Source organism: Streptomyces sp. WAC07094, assembly GCF_036320405.1.
GTDB classification, from domain to species: Bacteria; Actinomycetota; Actinomycetes; order Streptomycetales; family Streptomycetaceae; genus Streptomyces; species Streptomyces lannensis.
This window is the reverse complement of the sequence record NZ_JAVMJZ010000001.1, coordinates 752,720-776,385: the sequence shown is the minus strand read 5'-3', so window position 1 is coordinate 776,385 and position 23,666 is coordinate 752,720. Positions and strand designations below refer to the sequence as shown.

The following is a 23,666-nucleotide window of genomic DNA, read 5'->3' as shown; positions in this document are numbered from 1 at the left end:
GGCCGCGAAGGCGAGCGGTCGCCCGGCCCCTCGCGGGCCGGTCCGTCACCCGCCGAGGGGGCCGGCAGCACCCACCGCCTCACTCTCGAGGCCGGCGCCGATTCGAAGGACCGCCCTCCTGTGCGCGACAAGTGTCGCGAAAACGCTAACCCCCGTCGTCCTCGGGCCCGGCTCCGCACGGGATGAGTGCCGGTCCGGGCCCGAGGGCGCACCGCCCCCGTCCCCACGGGATGCGGCGCACGGGGGCCCGCCGCCGCTCATCGGCGGCCCCCGGTCCTGGGCGTCACGACCACCATGGCGGCCGGACGGTCCAGGTTGCTCGAGAGAGGCAAGCACACCGACTTACTTGAGTCAAGCAATCGAATTGTATGCCGAGGGTGTCCGGACGCGCGCTCCCCGTCATCGGGGCGTCGCCGGAGGCGGGCGCTGCTGTCAGCCACGTCGTGCGGCGATCCCGACCGTGTTCGCGGTCACGACGGCGCCGATGCCGGCCCAGGCCGTCCACCCCAGGTGCTGACCGAGGAGGAGGCGGCCGACCACGGCGGCCAGGACGGGGTTGACGCTCATGAAGAGTCCGAAGGCCGGGGCGGAGACCCGGCGCAGGGTGAACAGGTCCGCGAGGTAGGGCACCGCGGACGAGAGGAGCCCGGCGGCGATCGCGCAGGCGGCGGCCTTCGGGGTCGGCGGATGCTGGACGGCGACGGCCACGCCGACCGGAAGGAACACCATCGCCGACACCGCGGCGGCGGCCGCCGGTCCCTGTGCCCCGGGGATGCGCCGGCCGACGGTGCCGTTGAGCAGGATGTACGACGCCCAGCAGCCGGCGGCCAGCAGGCCGAGGCACATCCCGGCGTAGTCGGTGGACGGCTGAGGGCGCATCAGGACGACGACACCGGCCGTGGCGATCAGCGCGCAGCAGGCGTCGACACGCCGCCGTGTGGCGGCCAGGGCGATGGTGAGTGGGCCGAGGAACTCCAGTGTCACCGCCAGACCGAGGCCGATGCGGTCGATGGCGCTGTAGAGGGAGAGGTTCATGGTGCCGAACACCAGGGCCAGCAGCAGGACCGGCCACCACTGGCGCCAGGTGAAGGAACGCAGCCGTGGCCTGCCGACCGCGAGCAGGACAAACGCGGCGACGTACTGGCGCACCGCGACGACGCCGACCGGCCCGAACACCGGGAAGGCGAGCGAACCGATCGCGGCGCCGACCTGGTTGGACAGGCCGCTGCCGACCATGGTCAGGACTCCTGCCGGGCTCGTGCGGGCCGGCTTCGGTCCCGGGGATGCCGGACGGATCCGGCGTGCGGGTGATGCGGACGGGCGTGCCGATGCTCCGTGCATGGTCCGATCGTGCGAGAACCCGGCCCGTGCGGAAAATGCATCCACCGGGCCATTCATACGCTTGACTCATGCATGAAGTGGAACTGCGGCAGTTGCGCTGCCTTGTCGCCATCGTCGACGAGGGCACCTTCACGGACGCGGCCATTGCGCTGGGTGTCTCCCAGGCGGCCGTGTCCCGCACCCTGGCGTCGCTCGAACAGACGCTGGGCGTACGGCTGCTGCGCAGGACCTCCCGCGAAGTGGCCCCGACCGGCACCGGACTGCGCGTGGTGGCGCACGCCCGGCGGGTGCTCGCCGAGGTCGACGACCTGGTGCGCGGCGCCACCTCCGGCCCGGCCCGGCTGCGGATCGGCTACGCCTGGTCCGCGCTCGGCCGCCATACCCTCGCCTTCCAGCGGCGCTGGCGCGAACAGCACCCGCAGACCGAACTGCACCTCGTGCGGGTCAACTCGGCCACCGCGGGGCTCGCGGAGGGTGCCTGCGACCTCTCGGTGGTGCGCAGGCCCGTGGACGACAGGCGCTTCGACTCGGCGATCGTCGGGCTCGAACAGAGGCTGTGCGCGATGGCCGCGGACGATCCACTGGCCAGGCGCCGCTCGGTCCGACTGGCCGATCTCAGCGGACGCACGCTGCTGGTCGACCGCCGCACGGGCACCACGAGCGTGGAGCTGTGGCCCCAGGAATCGCGCCCGGCCACCGAGGAGACGCACGACGTGGACGACTGGCTGGCCGCGATCTCCACCGGCCGCCGTATCGGGGTCACGGCGGAGTCCACGGCCAACCAGTACGCCCGGCCGGGCGTCGTCTACCGGCCGGTGAGCGACGCCGAGCCCATCGCCGTGCGGCTCGCCTGGTGGCGGGACGGCCCGCATCCCGCCATGCAACCCGTGATCGAACTGCTTGTCTGCCTCTACCGCATGGGCTGACCGGCGGGCCGTGACGGCGGTGCCGCCGCCCCCGCGACCGGGGGCCCGCCGCCCCGCGACGGGGCCGGTGCATCCGCGCGGGCAAGATGGAGGACAAAATTGTTGACAATTTTGTTGGGCTGGATCTTGGTTCGACAGGTACTCACTCAGGGAGGGCAAGGATGCCGAAAGACGTCCGTCCGAGCAGCGGAGAGCAGGCCAAGCAGCATGCCCTGGAGCAGCTGCGGCAGGCGATCCTGCACGGTGAGATGGCACCGGCCCAGCGGCTGGTGGAGAACGAACTCGCCGAGCAGTTCGGTGTGACGCGGGCCAGCATCCGCGCGGCGCTGATCGATCTGGAGGCTCAGGGTCTGGTCGAGCGGATCCGCAACCGCGGTTCGCGGGTGCGGGTGGTGACGGTGGAGGAAGCGGTCGCCATCACCGAGTGCCGCATGGTCCTGGAAGGGCTGTGCGCGGCCAAGGCGGCCGTCGCGGCCAGCGACGAGCAGCTGACCGAACTGGCCGATCTCGGTGCGGAGATGACCAAGGCCGTCGCCGACGGCGAACCGGTGACCTACTCCGAGCTGAACCAGGAACTGCACGAGCGGATCAGGCGGTTCTCCGGCCAGCGGACGGCCGTGGAACTGCTGGAACGACTCAATGCACAACTGGTGCGCCACCGCTTCCAGCTGGCGCTGCGGCCGGGGCGCCCGCAGCACTCCCTGAACGAGCACCTGGCCATGATCGAGGCGATCCGGGCCAGGGACCCGCAGGCGGCCGAGACGGCCGTCCGCGCCCATCTCACGAGCGTCATCGAGGCGTTGCGCGACTGACTCGGGCGAGGCGGGCGCGCGCCCCCGTGCTCGCCAGGGCGATGCCCGAGTCGCTGAGTTTCCTGGTGGCCAAGGGACGCTCCGAGGAGGCCCGCGCGCCGGCCGGACGGTACGACGTCGAGCTGCCCCCCGCCCCCGGCGTCAAGGTCAGGGCCGACCGCTGGAACGCCCTCGCCGGTCTGTTCCGCGGCGGTGAGTGGCTCCATACCCTGCTGTACCGGCGGGCCTCCTTCGGCGGTCTACTGCTCGTCTACGGAGTCGCCACCTGGCTGCCGACCCGGATGCGGGGCGAGGGCTATCAGCTCGGCTCCGCCCTCACCTTCGTCGTCCTGTTCAATCCCGGAGGCATTGTGGGCATGCTGATCGCCGGTCGGGCCTCCGACCGCTTCGGTGCCCCGCGCATCTCGGCCCTGTGGTTCGCCCTGACCGCGGTCGGCGTCTTCCTGCTCAGTGTCCATATGCCGCTCGGAGTGACCCTCCTGGTCGTGTTCCTCACCGGCGTGTTCCTGAACAGCGCCCAGACGACGATCTATGCGACGGTCTCCGTCCGCGCCACCCCCGACAGCCGTGCCACCGCGGTCGGCTGGACATCCGGCATGGGCCGCTTCGGCGCCGTCTTCGGACCGTGGCTCGGCGGCCGGCTGCTCGCCGGGGGCCACGGCGACTGGGGCTTCACCGCCTTCGCGCCGGCGGGTGTGTCCTCCATGGTCGTCATCGGCATCGCGGCCATGCGCACCCGGCAGGCGTCGCCGGGCGGCACGCCTCAGGAGCTGCTCACCGCTCACTGGTCACGGAACGACGGCGTGCGCCGGGCGCACCCGGCCCGCATCCGTCTCCCGCGGCAGGTAGTTACTTGAGTCAGGCAACGATATGGTAAACTGGGCGGTATGCCCAACCCGCAGCCCCCTTCGGCCCCCGCGTCGCCGGAAGTGATCGACATCGAGCGAGCGCTCAGCCGCATCACCTATCTGAGCACGCGCGCGCGGCAGCACGAACGCCTGATGGCCCTCGCGGGTGTTCCGCTGGACCGTGCCGCGGTGGCCCTGCTGCGGCAGATCGCCGACTCCGAACCGCTGCGCCCCGGGGAGCTGGCCAACCGGCTCGGGGTCGAGGCCTCCCATGTGACCCGGCAGGTGCACCAGCTGCAGAAGTCGGGATACGTCTCCCGCGTACCGGACCCGGACGACGGCCGCGCCCAGCGTATCGAACTCACCGGGCTCGGCCGTGAGGCCATCCAGCGGATCCGCGACGCCGGGGTCCGCGGCATGCAGGCGGCCCTGGGCTCCTGGTCGCCGGAGGAACTCCGCCGGCTCGCCACCCTCTTCCACCGTATGGTCGACGACTTCCTCGCCTACGCCGCCGACGACGAGAGCGGCCAGGAGGTCCTCGAGGCGGCGGGCCCCGAATCCTGACCGGGATCCCGTTGTCAGTCGGCCGTGGCGAGGAACTGGGTCGCGGCCAGTTCGGCGTACAGCGGGTCGGCGGCGATCAGTTCGCGATGGGTGCCGACCGCGCGGACCCGGCCCGCGTCCATGACCACGATCCGGTCGGCCATGGTCACCGTGGACAGCCGGTGCGCGACCACCAGGACCGTCGTGGAACGCGCGACATCGGCGACCGTGTCCCGCAGCGCCGCCTCGTTGACGGCGTCCAGCTGTGAAGTCGCCTCGTCGAGCAGCAGCAGACGGGGACGGCGCAGCAACGCCCGCCCGATCGCGACACGCTGGCGCTCGCCGCCGGAGAGCTTGGTCCCGCGATGTCCGACCAGGGTGTCGAGACCTCGCGGGAGCCGCTCGACCAGCCCGTCGAGCCGCGTCGTCTTGAGTACACGTTGCACCTCGGCGTCGTCGGCCCCGGGATTGCCGAGCAGCAGATTGTCGCGCAGGGAGCCGGACAGCACCGGCGCGTCCTGCTCGACGTAGCCGATGGCCGCTCGGAGCAGGGGCAGCTCCCACTCGGCGACGTCCCGTCCGTCGAGCGAGATCGAACCCGACTCGGGATCGTAGAAGCGTTCTATCAGGGAGAACACGGTCGTCTTGCCCGCCCCGGACGGGCCGACGAAGGCGGTCATGCCCCGGGCCGGCACCGCGAAGGTCACGCCGTGGTGGACGTGCGGCAGGTCCTCGGCGTACCGGAAGCGCACGTCCTCGAAGGACAGCGAGGCGGGCTGCGCGCCCGGCGCCGGCAACTCCGCTTGCCTCGAGGGCGGTTCGGCGGGCAGTCGCAGAGCCTCCTGGATCCGGGCGAGCGCGGCGGCGCCCGTCTGGTACTGGGTGACCGCGCCGACGACCTGCTGGATGGGAGACATCAGATAGAAGACGTAGAGCAGGAACGCGACCAGGGTGCCGACGTCGACGGCGCCGGTCGCCACGCGTGCGCCGCCCACGGCCAGCACGGTGATGAAGGCGATCTGCATCGCGAGTCCCGCCGTGTTGCCCGCGGCCGCCGCCCACTTGGCGGCCCGTACGCTCTGCCGCCACGACTCCTCGGCCGCCGTGTGGACGGCCTCCTCCTCCCGGTGCTCCGCGCCGGACGCCTTGACCGTGCGCAGCGCGCCGAGGACCCGTTCCAGCGAGGCGCCCATGGCGCCCACCGCGTCCTGTGCCTGCCGGCTCGCCCGGTTGATGCGCGGCACGATGAGCCCGAGCACCAGTCCCGCGGCCAGGATCACCCCGAGTGTGACTCCCAGCAGCACCGCGTCGACCAGCCCCATCATCACCACCGTCGCGACCAGCGTGAGCCCGCCGGTGCCGAGTCCGACCAGTGAGTCCGTGGTGACCTCGCGCAGCAGCGTGGTGTCGGAGGTGATCCGCGCCATCAGATCGCCGGGCTCCGTACGGTCCACGGCGGAGATCCGCAGCCGCAGCAGATACGACGACAGAGCGCGCCGGGCGCCCAGCACGACCGATTCGGCGGTACGCCGCAGCACGTAGGAACCCAGCGCGCCCACGGCCGCGTTGGCGACCACCAGCCCCGACATGCCGAGCAGCGCAGGGGTGATGGACCGGTCGTGCGCGAGGTCGTCGATCAGACCGCGAGCGACCAGCGGCAGGAGAAGCCCGGTGCCGCCGGTGGCGAGCGCGAGGATCGCGCCCGCGAGCAGGGACCAGCGATGTGGTCGTACATATCCGAGGAGCAGCCGCCAGGCGGGCGGCACCGGTCCCGGTTCGGCTTCCGTCACTGCGATGCTCACGGTGTTCCTTGCGGAGTAGGGGCTGTTCCACCCCGGTTCCCGGGCCACGCCCGGCGGGGGTGGTCAGGACGGAGCCGAGGTCTACGCGGTCCGCATCCTAGAAGGGGGGACAGGTGCCGTCGGCGGGGCCCTGTGCAACGTTTCCTCGCTCGGGGTGCATTGTCGTGATCAGGTCCTTTTCTCCCGTTTCTGCCGGACCCATCGGCCGCAGCACGGCTCATGCGCCGACGTGTACCTGCGGGGTGCCCCGGAGGCTCCCTGGCCGGTTGTCAAGTGGGCTCGCCCGTGGGGCGGTTGGTGAGGATGAGACTGCGGCCCAAGGGTCTGTTCAGCCGCTTCCTGGCATGGACCAGGGGCGAGTGACGAAGGCAACTCTCCATGCGCATAGTCATCTTGTATGTATCAGTCATGCCTCGGGTATGCATGGCGACTGATACTCAGGAAGGAGTCGTCGTGGAGACAGCGGTAACTCCGCCGCCCGACAGGCGCTACGCCGTCTCGCTCTTCTCCCGTCTGCGGAGGGCGAAGGGCCAGGCCAACCTCTTTCCGATCTACGCGGAGCTACGGTCGAGGGGCGGAGTCATCGCAGCCCCCTGGGGTGGGCACCTCGTGACCACCTTCGATCTGTGCGACCAGGTTCTGCGCAACCGCAACTGGCCGGAGCCCGACTCACGTTGGCGCGAACGGCAGGGGAGCGGCACTCGCTGGACGGCACCCTCGTCCCAGGAGATGAGCAGGACCCTGCCGGCCCTGAACCCCCCGGAGCACACATGGGTGCGCCGGGCGGCCGGCATGTTCGACCGTTCCACCCTCCAGCAGATCGTCTTCACCCAGGAGTTGCTGCCCTCCGCCAGTCAGCTGGCGAAGTCCGACGCCGCCACGGCGGAGCTGCGCACCTATTTCATGGACCTGGTCCGCGAGCGGCGGGCCCGTCCCGGGGACCACGTGCTCTCCTGGTCCCCGGGCTCACGACGTCTTGGAAAGTGAAGAAATGACTGCCCCGCCACTGGCCGCCTACACCCGTCAGATTCCGAACACGCTGCGGATCGACCGGCAGGGCCCCGTCCTGTCCATCGAGCTGAACACCTCCGACCAGGGCAACGTTGTCACGGAGGTCATGCTCGACGAACTCCTGGCCGTGCTCGACGAGCACGATCCCGACCTCCGGGTCATCGTCCTGTCCGGAGCGGGCGAGGACTTCTGCCAAGGAGGCGACCGCACCGAGTACGCCGAGCAGTTGGCGCAGGACCCGACCGGAGCCGGCATACGCGGCTCCGGGACCAAGGCCCGCCGCGTGTGCGAGGCCCTGGCCAACAACCCGGCCGTCACCATCGCCCGGGTCCAGGGCAAGGTCATCGGAGCCGGCCTCGCCCTGGCACTCTCCTGCGACCTGCGCGTCGGCGCCGAGACCGCCACGTTCCGCCTCCCCGAACTCGCCCTCGGCCTGCCCACGGCCTGGGGAGGCATCCTTCCCCGGCTCCTCAACGAAGTGGGTGCCGCGACCGTCCGTGAACTCGTCCTCACCTGCCGGTCCTTCGACGCCCAGGAGGCACGGGCCCTCTCGATCCTCCAGAAGGTCGTGCCCGTCGACGAGCTCGACGCGGCGGTGAAGACGTGGGCAGCCCCCGTCATCCGCCGCTCTCCCACTGCCCTGCGCGTCACCAAACTCCTGTTCAACGCCCACGCGAACGCCACGCGACTGGCCGACATCACCGCTCTGGACCCCGAGTTGATGGCGTCCGTACTCGCCACCCGTGAACTGGCCCCCGCGGCGAACGGCCGCCGTAGGGGCCACCTGATCTGACGGCATGGGACGCGCGCCGGGGGACGATGGCGTCCGCCGGCCTCGCTGTAGACGCGAACGGGACGGGAGCTGCGTTGTCCCTGCGGTGATCACACGGGTTAGGGTGCCGGGGCACGAACCGGGGATCACGGCAGGTGGGGGACATGGCAGACGACAACGGCGTGCCCGAGAAGGGTGCCGGCCCGTGGGGGCAGGCCATCACGGCCGTGGCGTTGGTCGCCGCACTCGTCGTCGGTCTGTGGGCGTTCGCGAAGCCGTCGTCCTCGCAGAGCGGTCAGTCGCCCGCGAGGTGCCGGGGCGGGGAGGCAGAGAAGGCGTCCGGGAAGCCCGGCAAGGGACCTGATGTCGTCTCCGGGGCGCAGCTGTGCGAGGCGCTGAACCGTCCCGACCTCGCCCGGTTGCTGGGCACCCCGCAGGAGAGTGCGAAGAGTGCCAGTGGCGGCGGGGGTTCCGTCAGGCTCGCCGGTGGCGAGGAGATCCCCAATCCCTCGGCACGGGTGGAGTTCGGCACGTACACCGTGTCGCTGTCGGAGAGCTACGACCGTCTCCCGGTGTCCAGGGCCGCCGCACTTCTCGGCGACGGCGCGGGGAAGCGGACCGTTCTGGGCCGCTCTGCGGTCCTGTACGCGGACCGCACCATCAGCCTCAGCTTCCGCCTCGACGGCAGCGACAGCCACAGCGGCCCGGGGGTACCGGCCCGCGCTCTCACCGTGGCCCGGGACGCGAAGGACAGCGGTGGCTCCTTCGACGTCACCCTGTGGCGCACCGACGGCCTGGTTCCGGACGACGCGGTGCTCCTGCGCGTCGCCGAGACGGTACTCCCGACCGTTCCGGGGTGGACCGCCGACGAGTGACGGCCCCGTGCGGCGACCCGTTGTCCGGCGCTCCCGCCGCGCCCGGGAGGCGAGCGGCGGGACACCGCGCCGGGCCGATCGCCGAGTCGGGTCCTGTCACCGAGCCGGACCGGCAACCCGGGTCACCGCAAGGCCTGTCGAGCCGACCGCGGAGACCTGCACCGGGCGGCGGCCGGCACAGAGGTCCGGCCCTGTCGTAGGTCCGCCCACAGGTGACGTGGCGTCACCCGAAGGCCGGTCGGAAGGGGCGGCCGCGGGGCGATCCGAGAAGTTCCGCGCGGAATGCGTGCGCAACGCGTGCCCATCGCGCGAGGATCACGAGTGCGGGCCGCTGTGGCCCGCGCCGGGCGCGTGCGGCGCCCGCAGCACCGACGGAAGGCGGCAGCAGCATGGCGCAGGAAGTACGCGGCGTGATCGCTCCTGGCAAGGACGAGCCGGTCCGGATCGAGACGATCGTCGTACCGGACCCGGGGCCGGGTGAGGCGGTGGTGCGCATCCAGGCCTGCGGCGTGTGCCACACCGACCTGCACTACAAGCAAGGCGGTATCACCGACGAGTTCCCGTTCCTGCTCGGCCATGAGGCGGCCGGCGTCGTCGAGTCGGTCGGCGAGGGCGTCGAGGACATCGCCCCCGGCGACTTCGTCGTCCTCAACTGGCGTGCGGTGTGCGGCAAGTGCCGTGCATGCAGGCGTGGCCGCCCCTGGTACTGCTTCGACACCCACAACGCCAAGCAGAGGATGACGCTGGCCGCCACGGGTCAGGAGCTCTCCCCGGCCCTCGGTATCGGCGCCTTCGCGGAGAAAACGCTGGTGGCCGCCGGGCAGTGCACCAAGGTCGACCCGTCCGTCTCCCCGGCGGTGGCCGGGCTGCTGGGCTGCGGTGTGATGGCCGGACTCGGCGCCGCGATCAACACCGGAGGCGTCGGCCGGGGCGACACGGTCGCGGTCATCGGCTGCGGCGGGGTCGGCGGCGCGGCGATCGCCGGAGCGCGTCTGGCGGGCGCGTCGAAGATCATCGCGGTGGACATCGACGACCGCAAGCTGGGCACCGCGAGGGAACTGGGCGCCACCCACACCGTCAACTCCCGGGAGGCCGACCCCGTCGAGGCGGTACGGGATCTGACCGGCGGCTTCGGGGCCGACGTCGTCATCGAGGCCGTGGGGCGCCCGGAGACGTACCGGCAGGCGTTCTACGCCCGCGACCTGGCCGGCACCGTCGTCCTGGTCGGCGTGCCCACCCCGGAGATGAAGCTGGAGCTGCCGCTGCTGGACGTCTTCGGACGCGGCGGGGCCCTGAAGTCCTCCTGGTACGGCGACTGCCTGCCCTCCCGCGACTTCCCCATGCTCATCGATCTGCATCTGCAGGGGCGCCTGCCGCTGGAGAAGTTCGTGACCGAGACCATCGCGCTCGACGAGGTCGAGAAGGCCTTCGAGCGGATGCATCACGGAGACGTCCTGCGCTCGGTGGTGGTGCTGTGATGAGCGCACGCATCGACCGACTGGTCACCTCCGGCACCTTCTCCCTGGACGGCGGCACCTGGGAGGTCGACAACAACGTGTGGATCGTCGGCGACGACGACGAGACCGTTGTGATCGACGCCGCCCACGACGCCGACGCGATCGTCGCGGCGCTCGGCGGCCGGCGACTGCGGGCCATCCTGTGCACCCACGCCCACAACGACCACATCGACGCCGCGCCCGCGCTCGCCGAGCGGACCGGAGCGACGATCTGGCTGCACCCCGACGACCTGCCGCTGTGGAAGACGACCCACCCCGACCGCCTCCCGGACCACTGGCTGGCCGACGGTCAGGTCGTCGAGGCGGCCGGTGCCGATCTGACGGTGCTGCACACCCCCGGCCACGCACCCGGTGCCGTCTGCCTTTACGACCCGGGCCTGGGCACCGTCTTCACCGGCGACACCCTCTTCCAGGGCGGCCCCGGGGCGACCGGACGCTCGTACTCGCACTTCCCGACGATCATCGAGTCGATCCGGGACCGGCTGCTGACCCTCCCGCCCGAGACGGTGGTCCGCACGGGGCACGGCGAGTCGACGACCATCGGCGCCGAGGCGCCCCACCTCGACGAGTGGATCGCGCGCGGCCACTGATCCCGGGAGACGCCCGCAATAGGCGACAGGAGATGTCCGGCTTCCGCGTCATCCTCGGCGAGACGGTTCTACGAACGAGCGCGGAGGTCGGACATGCCGGGGCCGCTGACGGGCAAGGTCGCACTGGTCGCCGGGGCGACACGAGGGGCGGGGCGGGGGATCGCCGTGGAACTGGGCGCGGCGGGTGCCACGGTGTACGTGACCGGGCGCAGCACCCGCGAGCGGCGCTCGGAGTACGACCGGCCCGAGACGATCGAGGACACCGCCGAGCTGGTGTCGGCGGCGGGCGGGCACGGCATCGCCGTCCCCACCGACCACCTCGTCCCGGCCGAGGTGAGCGCGCTCGTGGAGCGTGTCGAGCGCGAGCAGGGGCGCCTGGACGTCCTCGTCAACGACATCTGGGGCGGCGAGAAGCTCTTCGACTGGGACCGCCCGGTGTGGGAGCACGACCTCGACAAGGGGCTTCGTCTGCTGCGGCTCGCCGTCGAGACGCACGCGATCACCAACCACCACGCGCTGCCCCTGCTGCTGAGGCACCCCGGCGGCCTGGTCGTGGAGATGACCGACGGAACGGCCGAGTACAACCGTGACACCTACCGGGTGTCCTTCTTCTACGACCTGGCCAAGGCGTCCGTGCTGCGGATGGCGTTCTCCCTCGGCCACGAGCTGGGGTCGCGTGGTGCCACCGCGGTCGCCCTCACCCCCGGCTGGCTGCGCTCGGAGCTGATGCTCGAGGCGTTCGGGGTGACCGAGGCGAACTGGCGCGACGCCCTGGAGCGCGAGCCCCACTTCTGCATCTCCGAGAGCCCGTACTACGTCGGCCGGGCGGTCGCCGCGCTGGCCGCGGACCCGCGGGTCTCCCGCTGGAACGGGAACTCGCTTTCCAGTGGGCGACTCGCACGGGAGTACGGCTTCACGGACCGCGACGGCAGCCGTCCCGACGCCTGGCGCTACCTCGTCGAGGTCCAGGACAAGGGCGGCACGGCGGACGCCACGGGATACCGCTGAGAGGACGCGCCCGTGCTTGGCCGCACTCAGGATGGGCAGGCATCACGTCGTCGGGGGCTGCGGCGCCACCGTACGAGGCCGTCCGAACTCGTGGTTCCCGGGCGCCCCGCCCCGCCCCGAGGGAAAGCAGGAGTACATGCAGTACGTGAAGCTCGGCGCAACGGGTCTCGATGTGTCCCGGATCTGCCTGGGCTGTATGAGTTTCGGCATCCCCGACCGAGGCACTCACCGCTGGAGCCTCGACGAGGAGGCGTCCCGCCCCCTGATCCGCCGGGCGCTCGACGCGGGCATCAACTTCTTCGACACCGCGAACGTCTACTCCGACGGCACCAGCGAGGAGATCGTCGGCCGGGTGCTCGCCGAACACGCCCGGCGTGACGAGATCGTGCTGGCGACGAAGGTGCACGGCCGGATGCGCCCGGGACCCAACGGCGGCGGCCTCTCCCGCAAGGCGATCATGACGGAGATCGACCACAGCCTGCGCCGCCTCGGCACCGACTACGTCGACCTCTACCAGATCCACCGCTTCGACCCCGTCACACCGATCGAGGAGACGATGGAGGCCCTGCACGACGTGGTGAAGGCCGGCAAGGCCCGGTACATCGGCGCGAGCTCGATGTACGCCTGGCAGTTCTCCAAGGCCCAGTACACGGCCCGCCTGAACGGCTGGACCCGGTTCGTTTCGATGCAGAACCACTACAACCTCCTCTACCGCGAGGAGGAGCGCGAGATGCTGCCGCTGTGCGCGGATCAGGCGGTCGGCACCCTGCCCTGGAGCCCGCTGGCCCGCGGCCGGCTCACGCGGGACTGGGACGAGACCACGGAGCGCAGCCGCACCGACGAGTTCGGCAAGGGGCTCTACCAGGAGGGCGACCGGGCCGTCGTCGAGGCGGTGTCGGCGGTCGCGGCCCAGCGGGGCGTTCCACGTGCCCAGGTCGCCCTGGCCTGGCTGCTGCGGCAGAACACCGTCGCCGCGCCGATCGTCGGGGTCACCAAACCGCAGCACATCGACGACGCGGTCGCGGCGCTGGACGTGGACCTCACCGACAAGGACGTCCAGTCACTGGAGGAGTCCTACCGGCCGCACCCCGTCAGGGGTCACTGACCCTCCTGCGCCCGCGCCGGGGCGGTACGCCCCGGCGCAGGGCGACGGGCGCGCTCAGACGGAGCCGGCCAGCCAGGGCCTGACCTGTCGGCGCGCCTCGTGAAGGCGGGACTTCAAGGTGCCCAGCGGGACACCGACACGTTCGGCGACCTCCGCGTACTCCAGTTGGCAGATGTCCCGGTAGACGAGCGGCGCCACCAGGTGCGGATGCTCGCGCTCCAGCCGCTCCAGGGCCTCCAGCAGATCGACGCGCGATCCAGCGATCACGCTGGTGGTCCGCGGATCCACATGCTGCGCGGCGTCGATCGGTCCGGGCTGCTCGGCCGCCCGCCGCTTCAGCTCGCGGTACTTCTGCCGGGAGCAGTTGGCGACCACCGTGTACAGCCAGGTGCCGAAGCGACTGCGGCCCTGGAACGTGCCGATCTTCCGGGCCACCTGCAGCAGCACGTCCTGTGCCGCCTCCTCGGCGTCCTCCCGGCACGGCAGGAAGCGCCCGCAGCGCCGTACGACCTCCGGCCGGATGTGGTGGAGCAACGCGTCCAGGGCTGCCGTGTCGCCCGCGGCCGCCCGCAGAGCCAGCTCTTCGGGGTCAGCGGCATCCCTCACTGGGAGCTCCCCTCGATGTGGATATCCGACCAGGCATGATAGTCCTATGCAGTCCCTGGAGCGGATCGACCGCTACCGCTTGGAACGACGCCTGGGCAGCGGCGCGTTCGGCGTCGTCTGGCTTGCCCACGACGACGTCCTCGAGGCGCCCGTCGCCGTGAAGGTGCTTGCCGAGAACTGGGCCCACCGGCTGGATGTCCGGGAGCGGTTCCTGTCCGAGGCGCGCCTGCTGCGCCGGGCCGGCTCGAGCCGGGTGGTGCAGGTCTACGACATCGGCGAGCTCCCCGACGGCAGACCCTACTTCGTCATGGAGTACGCCGACGGCGGCACGCTCGCCGATCGGATCACGGGCAGCCCGCTAGCCGTGGCGGAGGCCCTGCGCCTGACGGCCCTGGCCGCCCGCTCCGCGGCCGCGCTGCACGACGCCGGAATCGTGCACCGGGACATCAAGCCCTCCAACGTCCTCCTGCGGACCGCGCACGACGGCTCCACCAGGCTGCTGCTCGCGGATCTCGGGCTGGCCAAGAGCCTCGCCCAGGCCTCGGGCCTCACCATGGCTGCCGGTTCCGCCGGATACGCGGCGCCCGAGCAGTCCGAACCCGGCTCCGGCATCGACGCGCGGGCGGACGTCTACAGCCTGGGGGCCCTCGGCTATCACCTGCTCACCGGCACGGTCCCCGCACGTCCGGGCCGGGTGGAGCCCCCCGACCGGTTTCGCCCCGGGCTGCCGGCCGAGGTCCAGCGGGCGATCCTGCGGGCCATGGACCTCGAGCGCGAGCGGCGCTGGCCGACCGCCGAGGCCTTCGCGGACGCGCTCGACCGGCTTGCGGACGTCTCCGGCACCTCGGCGCCCGAGCAGCGCGGCCGCCGACGGGAGGCCGTCGACCCGGCGCCGGGGCAACCCGGCGGCCGACGGGAGGCGGTCGACTCGGGCCCCGAGCGGCCCGGCCGCCGCCGTAGCGCCCTGGTCCTCACCCTGGCCGCCCTGGTCGTCGCGGGTGCCGCCGCAGCCGGCACCACCGTGCTGCTGCGGCAGCATCCGGCGGCGGATGTGAAGGTCCAGGACTCCACCGGGCGTGTGCACGCGATCGTGCCCGCGTCCTGGGGGCGCCAGCTGCGCGACGCAGGCTGGAACCCGGAGTCACTGGGCCTGCCGACCGGGCATGAGCCCGCCCTCGCGGTCGCCGACGACCTCTCGCGCTGGCAGGACCTGGGCACCGGCGCGAACGGCGCCTTCATCGGGTTGAGCGAGCACGGGGACCTCACGGCCAAGGTGCGCGCGATCAACCACAAGGACTGCCACTACCAGGGCGGCCGTGACTACCGCGGCACCGACTGGCAGGGGGCCGTACGCACCTGGACCGACTGCGCGGGCGGCGGCGGGTCCGTCACGGAGGCCGCGCTGAAGCCCGTCGCCGGCACCGGTGGTTCGCAGATGTACGTACAGCTGCGCCAGGACGGCGGCACCGATGAGACCGACCGGGTTCTGGACTCCGTACGGCTCAGCGGGTGACAACCGTCACGCCGCGGCCGTCGGCGCGCCCGGAGGCCGGACAATGTACGCGAACTTTTCCGCACCGGAGCGCATCGGACAGAGAGGACGGGCAGACGGCACCGTCCCCACGCGCCCGGCGTGTGCGGTGAGTTTCGAGGAGCGACAGACATGGTGACCTTCCGACGCGCCACGGCGGACCAGGCCTCCGACGGCACGGCCCCCTTCCTGACGGCACGGCGTGCGGTGTCCGCGCTGGGCGCGCTCGCCGCCCTGGGCCTGCTCACCGCCTGCGGCGACGGCCATGCCACGAGCAGCGCCCCGGAGAAGCTGCCCGGGGCGGCACAGCCCGCCACCGGCGACCACACGCGCGCCGACGGCAGCGCGACGAGCACGGCCGGCACCGAGCCCACGACCACGGCATCGGACAGCCCCGACACGGCGGCCTCCGCGTCGAGCGACAAGGGCGCGGCCGCCGGCAGCCGCTGCCACACGTCCGAGCTGCGCGCCACGGTCGGCCGCAACAACCCGGGTGCCGGCCAGGAGAACTTCCCGCTCGTCCTCACCAACAACTCCGGGCGTACATGCACCGTCGACGGCTACCCGGGTGCCGCCTTCGTGGACGCCTCCGGCAAGCAGCTGGGCCCGGACCCCAAGCGCAGCACCGGGAGCCCCACGAAGATCACGCTGGCCCCGGGCAAGAGCGCCTGGGCCGGGCTGACCTTCTCCAACCCCGAGATCAGCGAGGCCGACAAGGCCACGCCCGCGGCGATCCTGATCACCCCGCCCGACGAGAAGGACTCCCTGAAGGTCAAGTGGTCCGGCGGTCCGGTCCCCGTCTCGGGCAACTCCTCCACGGTGTCCCTGACCGTCTTCAGCGCCGGTACCGGCGCCTGACCCCTCTTCCCCCGACCCCGCTGTCCGCTCGCCGGCAGCGGGGTTCGTCATGGAACCGCAGCGGTTGTCACAGGACGGCAACACGTCCCCGGCTCTGCGATCTTTCCGCCGCTCCCCGCTCATCGAACCCGTCGACCCACACCGCAGAGGGCTCCTCCTTCCGGGAGCCGCGCGACGAGGAAACGGGGACGACGATGAACGGCATCACACGCAGGCGTCTGCTGACGGCCGGGGCGACGGCGGGCGCCCTGGGCGCACTGTCCGCCTGTGCTCCCGGCGGCTGGTCGGTCGGCGGGGGGAGCACCGAGGGCGGCGGGGGCTCCGCCGGCGGCAAGGGCACCGTCGAGGCCCGGCCGCTGAAACCGATCGGCGACGGCTCCACCGCCGACACCGGCGCGCAGCCGCACCAGCCCACGGTGGAGCGGCTGAAGCCCGGTCAGCGGCCCCCGCAGTTCGTGGTGTTCTCCTGGGACGGCGCCGGTGAACTCAGCAACCAGCTCTTCTCCCGCTTCCGCAAGGTCGCGTCCGACCACGGGGCGTCGATGACCTTCTTCCTCAGCGGCATCTACACGCTGCCCGAGTCCAAGAAGGACCTCTACCGCCCGCCGCGGCACGCGGTCGGCGCCTCCGCGATCGGCTACCTCGCCGACCGGCACATCCACGCCACGCTTCAGCAGGTGCGCGCGGCCTGGCTCGAGGGGCACGAGATCGGCACCCACTTCAACGGTCACTTCTGCGGTGCCGACGGGGTGCGCAACTGGTCGCCGGCCGAGTGGAGGAGCGAGATCGACCAGGCGATGAGCTTCGTCACCGAATGGAAGACCAACACCGGCTTCACGGACCTCGACCCGCTGCCCTTCGACTACCGCAAGGAGCTGATCGGCGGTCGCACCCCGTGTCTGGAGGGCCAGGGCAACCTGCTGCCCACCGCGGCGGCGCTCGGCTGGAAGTACGACGCCAGCTCGCCCGGCGGCCTGCAGATCTGGCCCGGGAAGGTGCAGGGCGGGCGGATCTGGGACTTCCCCCTGCAGTCCATACCGTTCTCCGGCCACTCCTTCCAGGTCCTGTCGATGGACTACAACATCATGGCCAACCAGTCCGCCGGTAACCCTCTGGGCGACAGCGCGCAGTACGACGCCTGGCGCGTCCAGGCCCGCGACACGTATCTGGCCGGGTTCCGGCGCGCACACGACACCAACCGGGCGCCCTTCTTCATCGGCAACCACTTCGAGCGCTGGAACGGCGGTATCTACATGGATGCCGTGGAGGAGGCCATCGGGCGGATGGCGCAGTACGACGACGTGCGCTTCGTGTCCTTCCGGCAGCTGGTGCAGTGGCTGGAGGCGCAGGACCCCGCCGTCCTCGGGAAACTGCGGACCCTCAATCCGGGACAGTCGCCGACCGGCGGCTGGGAGGAGTTCCTGGGGGTGCCCGCGTCCCCGACGGCGACCCCGTCCTGACCGGCGCTCTCCGCCCGTCGGCGCTGTAGCGTCTGCGACATGGATCACATGGGGCGGTTCGAGGGGTACGGCATCCTGATCACCGGCGCGGCGCGCGGCATCGGCGCCGCGACCGCACGGCGCCTCGCTCAGGAGGGTGCCGCCGTACTCGTCGCCGACGTGGACGCCGCGGAGGGCGAGAAGACCGCGGGGGTGCTGCGCGAGCAGGGTGCGCGGGCCGAGGCGTTCCGGTGCGACGTCACGGACCGGGACGACGTGGAGGCGGCGGTCGCCCATGCCGTCGAGGTCTTCGGCACGCTGGACGTCCTGGTCAACAACGCCTACGGCTGCACCCCCGACGCCGCGCTCTTCGAGGACGAGTCCGACGAGGTGTGGGCCCGCGACATCGACCGGACCCTGACCGGCGCGTACCGCTGCAGCCGCGCGGCGCTGCCGCACCTCGTCGCGTCGGGGCGCGGAGCCATCGTCAACATCGGCTCGGTCAACGGCGCCCAGGACTTCGGCAACCACGCCTACAGCGCCGCGAAGGCGGGCCTTGCGTCCCTCACCCGCACTCTCGCCGGACACGCGGCCCCCCGCGGCGTCCGGGTCAACCTCGTGGTGCCCGGTACGGTCCGCACCACCGGGTGGGAAGGCCGTGACGCGGAACTGGACGCGGTGAGCCGGCTCTACCCGCTGGGCCGGGTCGGGGAACCGGAGGACATCGCGGCCGCCGTCGCGTTCCTCGCCTCACGGGACGCCGCGTGGATCACGGGAACGGCGCTGCACGTCGACGGCGGTCTGCTCGCGGTGAACACCGGGTTCCACCAGGCTCTGCGGGCCGTCGCGGAGAGCGGCTCCAGGCCCTAGGGAAACCGGTGGCCGCGCGGCTCCTCGGCACCGGCAGCCACCGACCCGGTCCGACGATCAGGTGAAGGGCTTGGTCCGCTCGGGCGTGCGGGAGGTACACGAGCGGGGCACGGGGAAGACAATGCAGTCCCCCTCCCTTCAGGACCGCACGATGACCCACCTCACCGGACAGCGCGCCGTTCACGGTGCCGGGCTCCCCGCCGACCCGCCGCCGGGCCAGGGCACGTCCCTGGCCCGGCGGGAGCGCGGGATGCCCGGCCCGGAAGGGCTGCCGCCCGTCGCCGGGAGCACGGACGGGACGGGCGCGCGCGCCCACCTGCCCTTCGGTGTGACCGGCCGTACGACGGTGATCGCCGTGTGTGCCGTCGGCCGGCCGGCTCCGGACGGGGCCGCCGGTCTCCGGGGACGGGGGGTCCCGCCGTCGCTGCGCGAGGCGGCACGGGAGAACGCGGTGGCCGCCGCCTTCGCGCACGGAACGGCCCCCCGGGGCTCGGGGGCGCCGTCGCGCAAGGCGGTCGCCACGGCGCGCTGCACCTGCGAACACCGGGCCCGCTGATGCCCGGCACACCGGCGCCCCGGCCGTCCGCCGCGCCGTTCCGGCGGGGCGGCGCCGCATCGGCACACGCCGACTGCGCCGCGGGATCTCCGTGGCCGCGTCCTCACGTAGCGTGGAAGAAAGGAGGTGGGGCACCGCTCTGGCCGCGGTGAGTCGCAACACGGCGACCCTGTAGGGTGCGGGGCCGCCGGCCCGTGCCGAACCCGGACGCACCCTGTCCGCGGGATGCCCTCGCGGAACGCCGCCGATCCGCGGCGGGGACAGGTCCGCCGTCCGGAGAGCCGAATCCGAGACGAGAGGTGGCCGTGTCGATCGATACCCCCGAGGCAGGCGCCGCGGTGCCGGACATCAGCGTCATCGTCATCGTGTACAACGATGCCCGGCGCCTCCCGGCAGCAGTGCGCTCCGTACTCGACCAGACACTGCGCAACGTCGAAGTGATCGTCGTCGACGACTGCTCGACCGACGGCTCCTACGGTGTCGCGCAGCAACTCGCCCTCGGTCACCCCGGCCGTGTGCGCGCGAGCCGGCTGGCGGAGAACAGCGGCGGCTGCGGAGAGCCCCGCAACCAGGGCTTGGCCGTGGCGCGCGGGCGCTATGTGATGTTCCTGGACAGCGACGACACCCTCGAACCCAATGCCTGCCGCAACATGCTCGAAGCGGCCGACCGCACCGGTGCCGATCTGGTCTCCGGACTCTGCGTCCGGGTGCACACCGACAGCAGGCACGACAAGAGGGTCCCCTGGTACCCGTGGCTGTACCGGTCCACACGGACCGTCGAGTCCATCGCCGAGCTGCCGGACCTGTTCGTCTTCGACACCCTGTCGACCAACAAGTGCTACCGGCGTGAGTTCCTCGTCGAGAACGAGCTCACCTTCCCGCGCGGCATCCACTACGAGGACCTGCTGTTCTCGGCACAGGCCTATCTGGCCGCCGGACGGATCACGCTGATCCCCAACACCGTCTACTTCTGGCATGTGGTGGAGAAGTCCACCACCAAGTCGATCAGCAACCGGCGCCACGAGATCAACAACTTCACGGACCGGCTGGAGATCCACCGCCGGATCGACGCCGTGCTGGACCGGCGCGGACTCGACGGGCTCAAGCTGCACAAGGACATCAAGTTCCTCAAGCACGACCTCGTCCTCTACCTGCGCGAACTGCCCTTCCTCGACGACGACTACCGGCACCGCTTCGCCGAGCTGGCGCGTGGCTACGTTCAGGACTTCCCGGAGGAGGCGTACGCCGAGCTGGACCGGGTGCACGCGATCTGTGCCCACCTGCTGATGCGGGAGGACTGGGAAAATCTGATGCCGGCCGTGGACACGCTGATCAACCGGAACAAGATCTCCGCTCCGCTCGTCCAGCGCGAGGGCCGCGTCTACTGGTGCGACCAGTACCTGGACGACCCGAAGGCGCGGGCGGTCATGGACGTCACGGGCCTCGGCCACCACGGCAAGCCGCTGGAGGGGATGTTCCTGCGCAATCTGCTCACCGGTTACGCCGTGCGCGGGGATCTGGTGGTGCTCGAGGGCGCGATGGTCAATCCACTGCACACGGTCGCCGCCGACGCGGACCTCACCGCCGAGTTGGAGTTCCGGGCCCGCCGCCGCAGTCTGCAGATGTTCCGGTTCCCGGTGCGGACGGTGCGTCATGAGGGCGAAAGGATCACGTGGCAGGCCGTCGTCCCGCTGTCGGCGCGGTTCCGGCCGCTCGGCGTCGTCGACGAGGTGTGGGACGTGCGGATGCATCTGACGGCCGACGGGAAGAGGACGACCACCCGGCTCACGGCCGGTCGCGTCGACCTGGAGAACGCCGCGTCCGTGCCCGTGCAGCCCCGGCTCAGCCGGCTCGTGGCCGACCGGCTCGAACCCCAGGTCTCCGCCAAGGGGCATCTCGCCTTCCGGCTCACCCAGCAGGGCACCGCGGCCCGGCACGGCCGGGCCGTCGTGGACCGGAACCTGCAGGGCCCGGCGGCGAGGACGGTCAAGGGCTCCTACCGCATGCTCCGGGCCGTCAGAAGGGACCTGGCCTCCGGCGCGCGCAAGGTCCAGGTGTACCACCGCATGCTCCGGCTGCTCCCGGTCCGCAAGGGCACCGTCGTCTTCGAGAGCCATCTGGGCCGGCAGTACAGCGACAGTCCGCGGGCCGTCCACGAGGAACTGCGCCGTCGCCGGCTGCCCGTCACCGCCATCTGGTCCTACTCGGGCGCGAGGCCCGAGGGGTTCCCCGAGGACGCCGAACTCGTCCGCCGGTGGTCCTGGCGCTACCTGAGGGCGCTGGCGCAGGCCGAGTTCTGGATCGACAACCAGGGCTTCCCGCTGCGGCTGGCCAAACGCCCGGAGACCACGTACATCCAGACGTGGCACGGTTCGGCCCTGAAACGGATGGGGTTCGACGAGCCCACCCACCGGGTGATGTCGGAGCAGGAACAGCGTTCCTACCAAGAGGCGCTGGACCGCTTCGACCACTTCGTGGTCCGCAGCGAGCACGATGTCCGCACCCTGGGCCGGGCCTACCGCCTCCCCGAGGAGAAGCTGCTGCGCACCGGGTATCCCCGCAACGACGTTCTTGTGCGGGCGGCCCGTGACCATCGCGCTCCGGACGCGGAACTGCGTCGGCTCGCCGAACGCCTCGGTGTCCGCCCGGACCGGCGTGTGGTGCTGTACGCGCCGACGTTCCGCGCCCGCCCCGACGGCGCGGTCAGAGCCTTCGAATTCCCCTTCGACGTGGAACGGTTCGCCGAGCGCTTCGGTGACCGGTACACCCTGCTGGTGCGTTCCCACTACCTGAACCGGGTCGCTCTGCCGCCGTCGGTGGCGGACCGGGTCCTCGATGTGACCGGTGAACCGGACATCACCCCGCTCCTGCTGCTCGCCGACGCCCTGATCACCGATTACTCCTCCGTGATGTTCGACTACGCACTGCTGCGCCGGCCGCTCGTGTTCTACGCCTACGACTGGGAGGAGTACTCCGAGGACATGCGCGGCACGTACTTCGACCTGCTTCAGGAGGCTCCCGGCCCGGTCGCGCGTACCGAGGACGAACTGTTCGCCGCGGTGTCGGACCTGCCCGCGGTGGTCACCCAGTACGAGGCGCAGCTCAAGGAGTTCGTGGACAAGTACGGTGAGTACGATCGCGGGGACGCGGCGGCTCGCATCGTGGACCGTTTCTTCGGCCCTGCGGGAGAGGCCCGATGACGCAGCGTGAGATCTTCTTCGTCGCCAACGAGGTCAACGAGCTCGGCGGCGTGGGCCGCTGGCAGGCCCAGATGGCCCGGCTGCTCGCGGAGCGCGGCCATCGGGTCCGGATCATCGGCATCGCCCCGCCCGAGGTGGCGATGGACCTCGGCGAGGATCCGCCGTTCGAGACGCTCACCCTGTACGACCGCCGGCCCCCGGGCCGGCGCAGGCCCCGCTTCCCCCTGGGCCGCATCGATCCGGCCGTCCGGCGCCAGGAGGCGGACATGCGCGTCGCCGCCGAACGCATGTCCCGGCTGTTCCGGGCCGCGGCCTCCGGAGCGGTGATCGTCGTGACGCAGGTCTGGGCGATGGAGTGGGTGGCGTTCGCGGACACCGCCGGGCATCCGGTGATCGGTATGAGCCATGAATCCTTCGACGCCTCCAGGCGCTCGTCGCGCTTCGCGCGTGTGCGCAGTCACTACAAGGACGTGGACCGGCTGCTGGTCCTCACCCAGGAGGACGCCGACCGCTGGGTGGCGGAGGGCCTCAACAACGTCGGCTTCATGCCGAATCCGCTGCCGCTGACGCCCGTCGCCCCCTCGCCGCGCACCGAGAAGGTGGTGGCCAGCATCGGCAGGCTCAGCCATGCGAAGGGCGTCGACCTGCTGCTGGACGTCTGGGCCGAGGCCGCACCGCGACAGCCCGGCTGGATCCTGCGCATCTACGGCTCGGGGGAACACGAGGGCGTGCTGCGGCAGCAGTGCACGGAGCTCGGGCTCGACGACTCGGTGGAGTGGGCGGGGCGGACCGACGATGTCACCGCGGCGCTCGCGCGGTCGTCGGTGTTCGTGCAGTCCTCGCGCGGAGAGGGCTTTCCGCTCGTCCTCCTCGAGGCGATGGCCTGCGGGGTGCCGTGTGCCGCCTTCGACTGTTCTCCCGGGGTGCGCGAGATCGTCGCCGACGGTGAGGACGGGCTGCTGGCCCGGCACGGCAACACCTCCGAACTCGCACGTCATCTGGTGCGGTTGATGTCCGACGAGAGTCTCCGCGACACGATGGGGGAGAAGGCGCGGCAGAACGTGCGGCGCTTCGCCCCCGAAGTGATCACCCGTCGCTGGGAGGAGCTCTTCGACTTCCTGGAGCGCTGACGGAGCGTGCCCCGGCGACGGCCGGGGCACGCTCCGTCAGCCGCGGGCACGCGGGTTCATGAAGTGAACGGTGTGAGGCCTGCTTCACCGTTCCGTCCGGGAGCCGTCTCAGCAGCTTGAAAGCAGCGCCGCGAGCGACGGTCGGAGATCCGTCAGAGGTTGCCGACGTGTTCCCGCCGGACGGCCCTCCCGGCCGAGCCGCGGCGGCGGCTCGGCCCAGGGTCCGTCGGCCCGTCGAGACCCAACCGTTGCAGTACGCCGGGTCCCTCCCTCCGTCGCAGGTCACATGCCCTGTGGAGGTCGAACCGCGCCCACCGGGCCGCCCG

Annotated in this window: 19 protein-coding genes and 2 pseudogenes; 18 read left to right on the top strand and 3 right to left on the bottom strand. The window is 71.6% G+C overall.

Going from position 1 to position 23,666, the window contains the following annotated elements:
* Window positions 1-432: 432 nt before the first annotated feature.
* Window positions 433-1,236, bottom strand: coding sequence for an EamA family transporter (locus tag RCR19_RS03475; protein ID WP_331263702.1), 804 nt, complete (start codon window positions 1,234-1,236; stop codon window positions 433-435).
* Between the two features lie 173 nt (window positions 1,237-1,409).
* On the opposite strand from RCR19_RS03475, the gene RCR19_RS03470 reads away from it, so the two are divergent.
* From RCR19_RS03470 to RCR19_RS03455, 4 genes and pseudogenes are all read left to right on the top strand, one after another.
* A complete protein-coding gene (locus RCR19_RS03470) occupies window positions 1,410-2,267 on the top strand; it encodes a LysR family transcriptional regulator (protein WP_331263701.1) in 858 nt (285 codons plus the stop codon).
* A 161-nt stretch (window positions 2,268-2,428) separates the two neighbouring features.
* Window positions 2,429-3,079 (top strand): GntR family transcriptional regulator, encoded by a 651-nt coding sequence (locus RCR19_RS03465; RefSeq protein ID WP_331263700.1) that lies wholly within the window; start codon window positions 2,429-2,431, stop codon window positions 3,077-3,079.
* Between the two features lie 23 nt (window positions 3,080-3,102).
* A pseudogene (locus RCR19_RS03460) lies at window positions 3,103-3,864 on the top strand (MFS transporter); the annotation flags it as partial.
* Between the two features lie 102 nt (window positions 3,865-3,966).
* Window positions 3,967-4,491 carry a MarR family transcriptional regulator gene (locus RCR19_RS03455; RefSeq protein ID WP_331263699.1) on the top strand — a complete coding sequence of 175 codons (525 nt, stop codon included), beginning with the start codon at window positions 3,967-3,969 and terminating at the stop codon, window positions 4,489-4,491.
* A 14-nt stretch (window positions 4,492-4,505) separates the two neighbouring features.
* Here the strand turns inward: RCR19_RS03455 and RCR19_RS03450 are convergent, their stop codons facing one another.
* Window positions 4,506-6,266 carry an ABC transporter ATP-binding protein gene (locus tag RCR19_RS03450; protein ID WP_331269329.1) on the bottom strand — a complete coding sequence of 587 codons (1,761 nt, stop codon included), beginning with the start codon at window positions 6,264-6,266 and terminating at the stop codon, window positions 4,506-4,508.
* Window positions 6,267-6,695: 429 nt separating this feature from the next.
* Here RCR19_RS03450 and RCR19_RS03445 point away from each other — a divergent pair.
* The 7 genes and pseudogenes from RCR19_RS03445 to RCR19_RS03415 all read left to right on the top strand — a co-directional run.
* A pseudogene (locus RCR19_RS03445) lies at window positions 6,696-7,214 on the top strand (cytochrome P450); the annotation flags it as partial.
* Window positions 7,215-7,263: 49 nt separating this feature from the next.
* Window positions 7,264-8,076, top strand: a complete 813-nt coding sequence (locus tag RCR19_RS03440) for an enoyl-CoA hydratase/isomerase family protein (protein WP_331263698.1) — start codon at window positions 7,264-7,266, stop codon at window positions 8,074-8,076.
* Between the two features lie 143 nt (window positions 8,077-8,219).
* Window positions 8,220-8,930 (top strand): DUF6215 domain-containing protein, encoded by a 711-nt coding sequence (locus tag RCR19_RS03435; protein ID WP_331263697.1) that lies wholly within the window; start codon window positions 8,220-8,222, stop codon window positions 8,928-8,930.
* A 389-nt stretch (window positions 8,931-9,319) separates the two neighbouring features.
* The gene (locus RCR19_RS03430; protein ID WP_331263696.1) at window positions 9,320-10,408 is read left to right on the top strand and encodes an S-(hydroxymethyl)mycothiol dehydrogenase; all 1,089 of its coding nucleotides are present in this window, start codon (window positions 9,320-9,322) and stop codon (window positions 10,406-10,408) included.
* Window positions 10,408-11,037: an MBL fold metallo-hydrolase gene (locus RCR19_RS03425; protein ID WP_331263695.1), complete on the top strand. Its 630-nt coding sequence runs from the start codon at window positions 10,408-10,410 to the stop codon at window positions 11,035-11,037. The genes RCR19_RS03430 and RCR19_RS03425 overlap by 1 nt, the downstream gene beginning before the upstream one ends.
* Window positions 11,038-11,130: 93 nt before the next feature.
* Window positions 11,131-12,045, top strand: a complete 915-nt coding sequence (locus tag RCR19_RS03420; RefSeq protein ID WP_331263694.1) for an SDR family oxidoreductase — start codon at window positions 11,131-11,133, stop codon at window positions 12,043-12,045.
* Between the two features lie 136 nt (window positions 12,046-12,181).
* The gene (locus RCR19_RS03415; protein WP_331263693.1) at window positions 12,182-13,150 is read left to right on the top strand and encodes an aldo/keto reductase; all 969 of its coding nucleotides are present in this window, start codon (window positions 12,182-12,184) and stop codon (window positions 13,148-13,150) included.
* A 54-nt stretch (window positions 13,151-13,204) separates the two neighbouring features.
* Here RCR19_RS03415 and RCR19_RS03410 read toward each other — a convergent pair whose 3' ends face one another.
* Window positions 13,205-13,756 (bottom strand): RNA polymerase sigma factor, encoded by a 552-nt coding sequence (locus RCR19_RS03410; RefSeq protein WP_331263692.1) that lies wholly within the window; start codon window positions 13,754-13,756, stop codon window positions 13,205-13,207.
* Window positions 13,757-13,802: 46 nt separating this feature from the next.
* Between RCR19_RS03410 and RCR19_RS03405 the strand changes: the two genes are divergently transcribed.
* From RCR19_RS03405 to RCR19_RS03375, 7 genes are all read left to right on the top strand, one after another.
* Window positions 13,803-15,269, top strand: coding sequence for a serine/threonine-protein kinase (locus RCR19_RS03405; RefSeq protein WP_331263691.1), 1,467 nt, complete (start codon window positions 13,803-13,805; stop codon window positions 15,267-15,269).
* A gap of 150 nt (window positions 15,270-15,419) precedes the next feature.
* Entirely contained in the window at window positions 15,420-16,145 is a 726-nt protein-coding gene (locus tag RCR19_RS03400) for a DUF4232 domain-containing protein (RefSeq protein ID WP_331263690.1), read from the top strand.
* Between the two features lie 194 nt (window positions 16,146-16,339).
* Entirely contained in the window at window positions 16,340-17,605 is a 1,266-nt protein-coding gene (locus RCR19_RS03395; protein ID WP_331263689.1) for a hypothetical protein, read from the top strand.
* 39 nt (window positions 17,606-17,644) lie between these two features.
* Window positions 17,645-18,454: an SDR family NAD(P)-dependent oxidoreductase gene (locus tag RCR19_RS03390; RefSeq protein WP_331263688.1), complete on the top strand. Its 810-nt coding sequence runs from the start codon at window positions 17,645-17,647 to the stop codon at window positions 18,452-18,454.
* Between the two features lie 151 nt (window positions 18,455-18,605).
* Window positions 18,606-19,010, top strand: coding sequence for a hypothetical protein (locus RCR19_RS03385; protein WP_331263687.1), 405 nt, complete (start codon window positions 18,606-18,608; stop codon window positions 19,008-19,010).
* A 305-nt stretch (window positions 19,011-19,315) separates the two neighbouring features.
* Window positions 19,316-22,210, top strand: coding sequence for a bifunctional glycosyltransferase family 2 protein/CDP-glycerol:glycerophosphate glycerophosphotransferase (locus tag RCR19_RS03380; protein WP_331263686.1), 2,895 nt, complete (start codon window positions 19,316-19,318; stop codon window positions 22,208-22,210).
* A complete protein-coding gene (locus tag RCR19_RS03375; RefSeq protein WP_331263685.1) occupies window positions 22,207-23,340 on the top strand; it encodes a glycosyltransferase family 4 protein in 1,134 nt (377 codons plus the stop codon). Before RCR19_RS03380 ends, RCR19_RS03375 begins: the two co-directional genes overlap by 4 nt.
* Window positions 23,341-23,666: the final 326 nt, after the last annotated feature.